The organism is Schlesneria sp., assembly GCF_036405755.1.
Classification (GTDB): Bacteria; Planctomycetota; Planctomycetia; order Planctomycetales; family Planctomycetaceae; genus Schlesneria; species Schlesneria sphaerica.
Map to the genome: position 1 here is coordinate 1 of NZ_DASWWZ010000450.1, position 11,563 is coordinate 11,563.

An 11,563-nucleotide genomic window follows, 5' to 3' on the forward strand; every position below is an offset into this window, starting at 1 on the left:
AGCCAGAAGTATTTAGCGGTTCCCACCCACCCCAGCCCATTACGCACTTCATCTCTCCATTCAACGATCTCCGAAATCGTCATTTTACCATCGGTTCTTTCGGTGTTTGGCAGAGCTAAATGGTTTATCGTTTCAACTAGGAGCTCTCCGCAGGCTTTCAGGTTTGGCCGGGAATCAATGTCATGGGAGCTGTTAATGATCTTGGCAACACCCTCCACGGATTCTCTCGTAGAGTGTAACACACGTGCGAGGTCGACCATTTTTCGATTCAAATGCACGTGAAGCATGTTCTGCCCAACGTCATCGAGTTCAACATTCATGCGGTCCAAATCCGATAAATGATCGAGCGCCAGGAAAAGCTCAGCAAAAGACGCATTTAATTGATGAATACTCATGTCCGCCATCGGCAGCGGCCACAACTCAATCCCGAGTTGGCGCAATGTGTCATGATCGATCTCACTCCCTGCCATCCTCCAAGCACTTTCGTCGAAAGGAGGTGGGACCGGGTAAGTCACGGCCTTCAAGTGAGGCATCGCGATTCCATCGAGACTTTTTCCAAGTACCGTCGGAACGAGGATTATCTCCTCCCAGAAACAGTCGATGAGTCTGGAACGAATGATGTTGTCACGATCTGGATTGAAAGCTGCAACCAAACGATTCCATACATGTGACACACTCTGCAAGACTTCTATTGGATGCCCAACGTCGTAGCCGATCCACAATGCCGACCGACCATTCCACCGGACACTTTCTGATTGCACTCCAGCTTTAATCCCGAATGCCCTCAGTGCTTGAAGCTCCGATTTCAGACGATTCCGGGTAGCACTTAGCAGGTCCCCCAATGTGGTAGCGACCGCTTTCGTCGCGATTTTCTTGTCCTTACTGCGACGATCGCCTTTCCCTTCCATGCGGGGTGGACTGACAAAGTTGCACCAGGTCGTGATCGCTGAGTCAAACGCGCGTAGTTCGCTTTCCCTCAGGTCGCGGTCAATACCTGGCAAATCTCCATCCGGGAAAATCTTACGGATTGTATCTTGCATCGCGACAACAGCCTTGAACGAGTCGATCCCATTTACGATCGACAATTGCACTGAGTCTTCACTTAGCCCTAGCTCCGCAGCCTTCTTGACGACAGCGACTCTCCCTGTGTGGCTTTGAGCATGGCGAAGATTCGGAACCAGAATCATCGATTCCAACGCCTGCCTCATGAAGTTGCCGACGGTTCTAGTGTACTCCTTGAGCGACTCCTTAACTGGTGTGAAGCGGTTGATGGCGGTCCGAAATGTCTTTTGCGTCAGCGACGGCATTTCGCTCGACGAGTCTGAAGCAAAACCCCATTCATCAACCGCTACTTTCGGCAACAAAAGATCGAACTGAAGCGATTTCTTACAGGCATCCCAGCCAGCTGGGTCATTGAGGATGGACTCCCTCGGAGGAGACGACGCGCGAATTATCTTTTTTGTTGATAACTCTAGGTCGAGCAGCGCGTCAATCACAGATTGCCGGAGCCCAGCAACGATCGCGAAGTAGTCTCGCCACGTCTCTGGCCGAAACATCAGTTCCACATATCCGCGAGCCCTCGCGTTGAACGTCGTTGTCCAATGTGGATACAGATTCTCACTCAAAACGCCCGGCTTGTTGGCCTCATCGATGTAAGGTGGAACAAGTGATGATCGATGTCCGTAGCCAACAGCGCCGTACCTTTCCTTCGCCGGAAACACCTGAGCCAGCACCTCAATTCTCTCGATTGTCAGGTCGTGAATGGTGACCGCGGCCTTGCCTCGGTCATCCGATCTTCGCAGAGTGTTCGACTCAACCTCAGGATCGATCAGGAAATGACCCACAATGTCGTTGGGATTGTCTTGCAGTATAAGAAACGCGGCCTCCGATCGTATCTTGCCACGTACGATCGCCGATGAATCATTTAGCCATCGGGCATAGTCGTCCGGGAAGCACGTCCTGACTCCAAGCAAGAATCTTCCGAGTTGATAAGTGGTGAGCGATTCAATTCCTTCGTTCATCCTTGAAAAGGCGACGTTCTGGGTCAATTCGGTTGTGATCGACAAATGCCCAACCCAGAACAGAACTTCCGCCATTGAGAGCCATGTTTGAGGCGTGGTCGGCGCATCCACCAAACGCTTCTTTGCTCCAGCCCACGCGCGAACATCCCCAAAAACCTCAGATTTATCCAATTGGCGCGAACGGAACTTGTCAGAATTTTTTTTTGCGTCACTCCAAGCATCTCCAAGGTTTTCAAAGACGTTGAATCCTTTGGGACCCTTCGCCATTGCAAGATCCCAGTCAAGAGCCATCGACCACCAACCGATACATGTGTCGTGAACTTCTCTCAAGAGTTCCAGGTTATTCTGTGTGTAGGATTGCAAGCCATTCCACATCAGTGCGACCATGATGTTGCGAACCCCAACCCATGTTTTCGGAGAGTACGTGCACAGGGCGTCGATCAGTTGTGTCGCGGAATCCGGTCGTCGCGAGAACGCACACAGCAGAAATGATTCAAGGTCATCTTCTACGATGTGAGGAAGGACCTGGGTTGCCACCTGGTACCAGGGGTATATGATCGGGTCAACGAGTGACTCGGTCATAAGTTCACTGCGAATTGCGTGAAAGCCTTCAACGTATTTCCCGTCCTCAGATACGCGAATGAGGTATTCGTCTTCAAATGTAGTAATTGTCGCATGTGCAGCAGGCAGGCCAGATGCCGCCAAAAGGGAGGCCAGATCAACTCTTGCCTCATACGCCGACGCGACTGCAACCTTCCGTAGAAATTCCAATTCGGCGGCTGGCCGCCTTCCTTCGCTCACAGCGACTTCGATGGTTGCCATCTGGGATTTAATGCGGTCGGCCAAACTCTGGTGTTGTGTGACGTAGTACACAAATTCAAAGAGTGTCTTGCGTGTGCCGAACTGTTCCCATGCGTCATTGAAGTCGAGGTGTTTTTGCTCGATGCCACGATTGAGCAGGCGGTTGTACAACTCCGAAGCTTCATTCTCGCCAAAGGCAAGCGTAAGCTCTTTGTAGTCAAAGTCTGCCGCTGAAACGGCGGTCCGTGCCCAATCTTCTTCACGAATCGTGACAAGGACTCGAATGCCGGCGATCTTGGCCAATTGGCGGACTAATTCTACCCAATACTGATCACCCGGCCGAACGTCGACATAAACGAACGTAGGGACTTCGATTGCCTCTGCGTGTCCAACAATCGCCAGTGCCATGTCTCGTGCGTGAGCAAGGTCATCAGGTGGAAGCACTTCAAATCGAAAGTCTTTGGGCGCGTAATCTTTCGCATACCGATATGCTTGCGTCGTTTTGCCCTGACCTGACGCGCTGTGCAAAATCACGACGTTACATTCATCGAACGCTGCATCGATGTCGGTGGCGGTACTTCCACGCGGAACATCCAAACCGGCCACTATGTGCTCAAAGCGAACTCTGCCGCCACGGTAAAAACTTTCTTCAAGTCTCTCTTTGTGCTTTGCCGTAAGGTCGGCTGCTGCGATCGGAATAATAGACCGATTCCATTGATTGTGGTAAGCAGCCCTTGCCGTGAGAAACTTCCCAATCCTGTCGAGCTTCGCGATTGCCATTTCACGTGAGATGACTCGTTGTTCCTCAGAGCATGTGAGCATCCACCACATTAATAGATCGAATGCACGAGCTGGATCTGTTCCCGTAGCAACGTTCTTCAGCCGTTCAATAACCGCTTCGCGGAGATCCGGCTCGGTAACTTTGCAAATCTGAAGTCTTTTGACGATGCTATCCGCTTCAGCGGGAGATAAACCCGGTATCGTGGTCGTATGTACTTTTCCCTTCTTGGCGGTTTCTTTCGTTTTTGCTTCCGTGAGTTTCGATACAACTTTCGCAGCTTTATCGGGTTCACCGCCCAAAGCTTCCTCAAGCTCGGGGCCAATGGGTCCATACGATACGATCTTGACTTCGGTTCCTGTGCCTGGGGCACAGTGCGTTTTTATTCGCTCAAAAAAAGAGCGTTTAAAGCTCGAAACTGAAAGTGGATCGCTCAGGTCCTTTACTTGGATAACCTCGGTCAGCTGGGCGTTTTTCCCGTAGATTGCAAGGTCCTCCTCGCCTTCAGGATGGATCTTGGAATCGGATGGTAAGCCCTCATCAAAAAGGCGAAACAGGACGTATAATGCCTGACGGCGGTATCCTCGGTAGGTGGCTGTTGGATCATCAGAATTGTTTGTGGCCATGGCGATCTCATTCAGGATTGGCGTTTTGCAAGGTGGGCAACAGACGGCCGTCAACACTCGCGTTGCTCCATATCCGTGAATGCTGAAGCGAACGCCTCGTTTCGCTAATTCTGCACGACGTATCGTATTCGTTCATTCAGAATCCTTTTGGTTGCGTCGACGGCCTGGAGTCGGCGCTCAAGCATTTCGATCGCCAATGCAACGGGTAGACACTCCGAGAATTTCAGTCCTTCGATGGCTGCCTCGTCGACGGCAGGTCGCATTTCGGCAGCGTCCAGCCTGCGGATCTCATCCAGGGCTCGTTCTACGTCCTGGAGAGTGATCGTTGGATCGAAAGTTACCTTAAAGCTGTCGGAGTCAATCTTTCCTGTCATCGCTAGCGCGAATTGGCGTGCTAAGGTCGCGTTGGCCCGACTACCGGCGAAGGTCCACCATTCTGTTTGCCTGTTCGCTCCAAGCAAGGCAATCGAAGAGTCGGCAGTCAGCCAGGAATACTCGTGTCGAATCTCTTCCATCCGTTCGCTGGCTCGACGTGACCAGCGGTCAGAGCACTCAGCTGTGGTCAAAACATTCTTAATCGATTGGCAAAGCCGGTAATCCAGTCCTTGTCCCTCACCTCTCCATTGTGATCGCCCTTTCGCGTCCGTCGCTTCGACGTATGCGATGCGACGCTGCCAGTCGATGTGGTTTACGCGCCAGGCCCGCCCGCCGAGCAAGAGTACCCGCGGTCCCTCGTGCTTTCCGAGGAATGACATTTGATCGACATGGCCCAATTCCTGCCGCCCGTGCAAAACAGCGAACAGCGGGGGAGACATAAAAACCGAGAACAGTTCCAGAAAATTTCGGCGTCCGAAAGCCTCCTCTCCTTCACGCCCAAAAGACAAGATGCCCTGATCATCCCACAGGATGTCCTTATCCAGCATTGCTGCGACGACCTGATCAATCTGCTGAGGCGTCATCGACCTGAAGCCGGGTACGCCCCGAACCCATTCGAGCCAGTTCGCCCGGCCGATGCCACTCTCCTGAAGCGTTAAGGCCATCAGTTGCTGTGCCAGAACGTGAAACGGGAGGGCAGGAGGTTCGATGGGCTCGACGTACCCTTCTGCCCACAGATCAATCAATGCCGCTGCCTGCACCAGCGTCTCGTCTTTTGTGGCGAGAAACAGGCAGTTGCGGAGAGTGCCAGAACGCCGGCCCGTGCGCCCCATTCGCTGGAGGAAGCTGGACACGGTCGGTGGCGAATCAATCTGAATCACACGATCGAGATTACCGACGTCGATCCCGAGTTCCAAAACGCTTGTCGCCACGATGACACAATCGTCGCGCGACGCAAACGCCTCTTCGGCTTGGCTTCGCTGCTCCTGACTGAGTGAACTGTGGGTGACGAAGGTGGTCATCTGGAGCTGCCGAAGTTCGGACGCCAGCTGCTCGGCGCGTGATCGACTATCGACGAACGCCAACCGTTTCTCACCACGATGTAAACGTGAGATCACGACGGCTGCGTTTTTGAGTGAGCCGACGAAATCGAGTTGCACGTCGGCGTCAGTTTTCGCGCTGGCCGGTGGCAGAAAAACTTTACGGGTGCCTTGGCACGATCCCGCGAGCCAGTCAACCAGCATTTCGGGGTTCCCAACTGTCGCCGACAGACCGATACGCTGGATTTCACACCCTGCCAAGCGAGAGATTCGCTCCAGCACCGCCAACAGATGCCAACCGCGATCGTCACCGGCAAAGGCATGAATCTCGTCGATAATGACAACGCGCAGTTCTGAGAACAGGCTCTTCGCATCGACCTTCGGCGAGACGAGCATCACTTCCAGGGATTCAGGCGTCGTCAGCAGGCAGTCGGGGCGGTCCCGAAGGACGCGTTTGCGGGCTGTCGACTTAACATCCCCATGCCAGAGCGCCGATCGACGTCCCAGTAACGTACAGTATCGATGAAGCCGGATATCAAGATTATTCAGCAGCGCCTTGATCGGGCAGATGTACAGTACGCTGAGGCTGTTCCAGCCTTCGGAAAGCATCCGCGACATCACGGGGAAGAATGCCGCTTCCGTTTTCCCGCCTGCTGTTGGAGCCAGCACGATCAGGTGTTGACCTTCAAGGATCGGTGCAATCACTGAATCCTGAAACGGCCGCAACTCGCGCCAGCCGAGACTGTTGACGATCTGGTGCTGAAGTGCGGGATGCAGGCGGTCAAAGCCGGTCATCGCTTGGTTGCCCGTTGCATCAGATGATTATCAACCAGCAATATCGGTCCTGGGGAATCTACACATTCCACTTTGCAGCGGCATGGTCCGCTCGAAATCACACGAACCTTCTTCCCTTCATAATCAAGCTCATCGCCTATGTGTGGGTCGGAAAACTTCACAGGTGGAAGATCAACGGGTTCGAGGTTGGCATTATTTTCGAGGTAGCTGGCGTCGTGGTTGTCCTTGCGATAAACGCGAGACTTCGTTTGCCCTGGATAACAGCAAACGACGATTCCCCTTGGTTCGATTTCACCTTTCACTCGATATTGACCTCCTCTTGTGGGCCCGTTGGCGATGATTTGCTGTTGGGTGATGCGAGAAACCTCTTCGCATTTTTTGTAGAACGCTCCAACCGCCGCCTTGGTGCTTTCATTTGTGATTTTTCCAATCAATTCTTCCCAGGAAAGGAAGCTTATCATCCCTTCTTTTTCCATTCGGTCGATCATTGGTTTGAGATACTCCTCGCGCCACAGGACAAGTTCTTCGAGCCCTTGACCTTGAAACTGGTCAATTCGCATTTGAATCTTCATACGAATTGACGCTGGCGACAGTTCGTTTGAAAAAAACGGACGTTGTCCTTGTGGAGCGATCACGGAGAAACTCACGCGATCCAAATCGCACGGCTTGGTGTTGGTCAGAGCAAGAGTCTGGGCCATGCACGCGACGTTGCGGGCCGCTTGATCATACCAGCGTGCTGCCGTGACTCCCTTGGAAAGAAGGGAATACATCTTCGCCTCATAGACCTCGAATCTTTTAGCTCCGTCAGAAAGTCGGACTCCCGTCTTCGTGCCAGGATTGAATATAAAGTCGCCTACAACGCCATCCGCGTTCGTAAGTCCTTCAAATGCCTTACCTCGCGATTCGTCAAACGGAGTGTAGAGCCTCGCTTCCGATTTCCACTTTGATGGTGGAATCTGGTCAATCCAGTTCCCGAGAGAAGCTGCTTCCGCCGCTTTCAGAATCAGCCGCAGCATCCAGCCTTCGTTGAAGAGATATGTCGGTGGCAGGCACGGCTCAGTGCCGCCGAGTTCCTGCAACATGATGAATATCTGATTGATGGCTGCGTCTAAACTCATTCCAACTCCAATTCAATATCATCAACGTCAGCAGCTCCCATGGCCTGTCGTTCAATGGGAGTCAACTCGGTGTCACTCAGAGTCAACGCGTAGTGCTGAGTTGGATCGAACTCGGGATGCTGATCGATGCGGTCGAGAATGTCGTCGACGAGCTTCTTCAGAAAGATTCGCGGAGCTACGCCGACCTTGCCTCCGAGCTTACCTGCAACGGCAGCGGCCAATTCTCGGATGTATTCGTCATTGCAGCGTTGGGAAATTCTCTCAGGAGCATTTGCGTGCTCGTGATAAATGTCCCGTATTTTGCAGCCAACCTGCCACAGCCGTTCCAGACTGAAGGCAGGCAAGCGAATTTGGACGGCACGAGGATTGTCGAACCGGGCGTCGGTCTGAAAGTCGACATGGAGCCGTTGGGCGAGCGGTTCGAGCCGCTGGATACCTTGGGGGCCATCAAAGAACGCAGGTGTGCCGGTGACGACAAGGTACAGGCCGGGGAAACGACCCGAGTCGATCTCATCAATGAGTTGCCGCAACGCGTTGAGGCTCTTGTCCCGCACGTCACTACGGACCCGCTGGATTGTTTCAACTTCGTCCAGAACAAGCAGCAAACCGGGATGGCCTGAATCACGTAGAACAGTCAGCACACCTTGAAGAAAGCTCAGTGAGCCGAAATGGTCGATGTCGCCTTTGACACCGGCGAAACGCTTCGCGCCGGCTGCCACATTCGGCTGACCAGCCATCCAGGCCAGAATTGCTTCGCCCGTACCACGATCTCCTGCCGCTTGAGCTTCGCGATAGCCTCGCAAGGCCGCGCTGAAAGTGGGAGCCGCGTTCGTGACTTTGGTCAACCGCTGTTCAAGCAGTTCATTCGTCCGTTCGATCAGAGCCTTCTGGTCGTCGCCTTGAACGGTTCCCTCTGCCAGGATGTCTTCTTCCAAGGCGAAGAACCAGCCATCGACAATATTTCGCCAGGCTCCCTGGGGCGTGTCCGCCGTGGACAGCCGCTCCATCAGACGACGGTAGACGGTCTCCAGTCGGTGTAATGGCGTCTCTGTCTCCGAGACCTGAACTTCGGATGACGCGAAACCGAGCTTCCGAGCGTGATCGGCCAACCAGCGGGCGAAGAATGTCTTACCACAACCATACTCGCCGCGCACCGATTTGAAGACACTGCCACCTGCTGCGACCTTGCGCAGTTCCTCGTCGAGTACCCCCTCGAACGCGCCGAGTCCGACTGCAAACGCATCCAGGCTGCTGCGGGGCACAGTTCCCCGCCGCAGGGCGTCGATGATTTCCTCTCGTCTTCGAGGGCTGAGCGACATGCACGATTCCTAAATCAAATCAAACTGCTTGAGCAGCAGTTCCCGATTGAGTTCCACGGTGTCCGAGGTTTCGTCCCAGCGCAAAATGTCGTAACCGTCGACGTTCAGTACACGCTCTGCTTTGGCCAGCAAGCCTGGCAGCCGCATCGGCGGGAATTGCAGTGCACGAGCCAGCGCTGCGCTCCGCAACTTGCCGCCGCGCTGATCCAATTCCGTCAGCAGTTGTCCAAAGACATCGTCTGTCGGCAGGTTTCGCCCACCAAGACGCTTCTGGTCTTCATAAACTTCGCATGCCAGAAGACGCGAAATCCATTCCGGACGGATGGACGAGACCTCGGTCGGTTGCATGGTTACCACCGTCTCTGATGGCAACACGACGGTTTCCAGTTCCGATTCCAAGTCGAACAGAGTTCCAGGTGGTTTGCTGGGTTTTGGTTCTACTGGTTTGAGCTGTGGTACCGCAGGTCGCTGTTCCAGTGCTGGTCTTGCAACTTCGTCCCACCAGACCGGCGTGTCGATCGGCTGTTCGCGCCAGCCTTCCGGGAAATCGTCGGTACTCGACAGCACCACAATCGGCACGACCATTTCTTGTGGCGTCAGCCCACCGTGATAGCCGTTCTTTTTGATCCCGTAACGGATACGTTCGCTCCAAGGAACTATGATGCGATGACCCTCTGTCAGCACGCGATGTCCATGCACGAGCAGTTCGTCATCGGCGGGCTCGCCCGCAGCTGTGCGGTAGCGTTCCCCGGCGTCGCCGGTTCTGGCCTGCGACTGGCAATCGAGCACGTGGCCATGATCGCTAACCAGAACGACCAATCGTCTGGCAACGCGAGCTTCATGCAAAAGGGCCGGAAGAACCTTGATCTGGTCCCGTGACCAACGGACGTCGATCTGTTCTCCCTTGAGCAGATGATCATCAACGGCATTGATAACCACACCAACCACACGGCGGTGGGTCGACTGGATCGCTGTCCGAACTTCCTTCGCGAGACTTGTATCATCTGTCTCTTGCAGGCCAGCCTTGTGGAACAAGACCGGAGGCGATCCGCTGCGACATTGCGCCAGCAGTGCCGAGTGCTCGGCAAATCCGGTGACCTCATTGGCCGCATGCCCTTGTTGCAACTGACCACACAGCAGGCTGGTCCGAGCGAACTCGGTTACCGAGGGGATTGTCGCCAGCCCCGGTCGGTTGAATTCGCGTCCCTGTTCGCAGATCGGCACCCACTCATGTCCGGCGATGTCGCGCATCAATTCCCGGCAGACGGCGACGCTCATGCCATCGACAACGATCACCAACACCAGCCGGTCTGTTGCCAAGGGAGCGACAACTTTTTCAAGAATCTGTTCCGCTGGCAGGACTTCGTCACCCTTCGACCCAGCAGCGGTCCAGTCCGCCAGCAGGCGGGCAAACATCTTTGCTTGCTGTTCACGGATCGTGCGGACTTCATCAAACAGCCGTGAGTAGGCGGCGGACAATTCGCCCACAGGTTCGCCTCGCCATAGGCTCAACCGAGCCCAGTCAACGAAACCTCCCTCACGCAAATGATCAATGGCGGCTTCGGCCAGAGATTTCGGCGAAGTGCTTGTATTCGCTCGTCCGGCGAGCCAGCGAATCAGACGCAGTGCCATTTCGACCCGCTCAAGACGGACCGTCTCTCGCGATGTCTTGTCGTGGTCGCGAATCGCCCGAAACGTCGCCTGAAGTTCGTCCTCAACTTCCCATCGACGCGATTCAATCAATCCGCTCAAGCAATCGCCGAATCGACCCATGCGCTGATCGAAGCCCAGGTCTGACGTGTCACTGAGGTAGGCAAAGCTGTCTGCCTGCACCTCTCGCAGAATCTCGTCGGCCCGGTTCAGCAACTGGCGATACTGCTTCGGGTCCGTGTGACGAAGCGTTCGCACGACTTCGGTCGCGGCATTGCTCCATCTCTGCATCAGTTCGCCGGTGGGAGACTGCTTCCCAAGATACCGTTCTTCCAACTTGCCGGTCGCTTTATCAAGTTTGCCCGTGGCGGACAGGTGATAGACCACGCCCGCAGCCAGACCGACTGGAACAGCATCGGGACGTTCCGTTTGTTGCACGCTTCGCAGCAGAACTTCAGCCGCGGGGCCAGCCTTCTCAGCCAGCCAGGCGATTGCTCCGATGCGGAACTCCTCCGACGCCCTCTGGAACTGCGTGATTCGTTGTACGTCCTGCGCCCATTTTAATAGTGACGTCAGATCGGGAGCTTCATCACCCAGTCCGATCGCCTGTCGCAGCAGTAGCGGCCAGGCAGTTTCGGCATCAAGAAATCCGCCCCGCGCGGGGGGGTAGCCCCCGGCCGGAATCAGTTCCAGCAGCATCTCGGCGATCCAGGGATGCGCCGACAAACGTGGATCGATGGCATTGGCGTTGAATAACGTGCGGACGATCTGCCACGGCTTGATCGGAAAGAGCTGCCGCTTGGCAAGCCGCAATAATATATCGTCGCTGAGATCCTTCTCGTCGATGGCTGTAATCAGCACCTTCGTTGTGTCGTCGTTCGTCGGTTCGCGGAGCGCAAACCGCATCGCGAGCGGCGAATCGCACTGATAAATGGCGTACGCATGGTCACCATCACGCTGCATCGGCTCGCCGGACCAGCGTGCGGACGAATGAATGCCGATCACGCGGGCTTTCGGCAGCTTGTCCCGGATGGCCGTAA

At 54.8% G+C, this 11,563-nt stretch carries 5 protein-coding genes; all 5 read right to left on the reverse strand.

Annotated features, from left to right (window positions below; all coding sequences use genetic code 11):
• Nucleotides 1–4,226 (reverse strand): hypothetical protein (locus VGE80_RS15350; RefSeq protein WP_440593272.1); only part of this gene is annotated, 4,226 nt, incomplete at its 3' end.
• Between the two features lie 104 nt (nucleotides 4,227–4,330).
• On the reverse strand, nucleotides 4,331–6,436 hold the full coding sequence (locus VGE80_RS15355; protein ID WP_440593273.1) for a DEAD/DEAH box helicase: 2,106 nt from the start codon (nucleotides 6,434–6,436) through the stop codon (nucleotides 4,331–4,333).
• Nucleotides 6,433–7,206 carry a hypothetical protein gene (locus VGE80_RS15360; RefSeq protein WP_440593274.1) on the reverse strand — a complete coding sequence of 258 codons (774 nt, stop codon included), beginning with the start codon at nucleotides 7,204–7,206 and terminating at the stop codon, nucleotides 6,433–6,435. Before VGE80_RS15360 ends, VGE80_RS15355 begins: the two co-directional genes overlap by 4 nt.
• A gap of 344 nt (nucleotides 7,207–7,550) precedes the next feature.
• The gene (gene brxD, locus VGE80_RS15365) at nucleotides 7,551–8,873 is read right to left on the reverse strand and encodes a BREX system ATP-binding protein BrxD (RefSeq protein ID WP_440593275.1); all 1,323 of its coding nucleotides are present in this window, start codon (nucleotides 8,871–8,873) and stop codon (nucleotides 7,551–7,553) included.
• 9 nt (nucleotides 8,874–8,882) lie between these two features.
• Nucleotides 8,883–11,563 (reverse strand): BREX-2 system phosphatase PglZ (pglZ, locus tag VGE80_RS15370; RefSeq protein ID WP_440593276.1); only part of this gene is annotated, 2,681 nt, incomplete at its 5' end.